The sequence below is a fragment of the Roseibium sp. RKSG952 genome, from assembly GCF_009711355.1.
Genome location: NZ_SMMF01000227.1, coordinates 1 through 408 on the forward strand (window position 1 = coordinate 1; position 408 = coordinate 408).

General features: G+C 54.9%; 1 pseudogene. It reads left to right on the top strand.

The window, feature by feature from the left end:
- Positions 1–9 precede the first annotated feature (9 nt).
- Positions 10–408, top strand: a pseudogene (locus E1297_RS00555) (recombinase family protein); the annotation flags it as partial.

Here is a 408-nt window from a genome sequence, read left to right on the forward strand (position 1 = left end):
GAAAATCGCTTGAGTCGTGTACAGGGCGCGCGCATTTCAACGGCCGAGCAATCTCTAGCTCCACAGGTCGATGCCCTGAAGGCTGCCGGTTGCGGCTAAATATTTGAAGACTGCGTATCAGGTGCAAAAACGAATCGGCCCGGGCTAAATGACGCGCTTGATCATCTGCGCTCCGGCGACACGCTGGTAGTCTGGAAGCTCGACTTTCTCGGGCGCAGTATGAGTCATCTGATCGATACGACTAAAAGCTGTTGCGCGATCGTCTTCCACTTTTCCGGTACTCTGGCGCAATTCAAACTGACCTTATCAGAGAGAGAACTCGTGCTGGCCTAAGTGCCGCTGCCGCGCGCGGAAGAAAAGGCGGACGTAAGGCTGTCATCTGGAGTTCGTCCCTGTTTCCGGACAGTT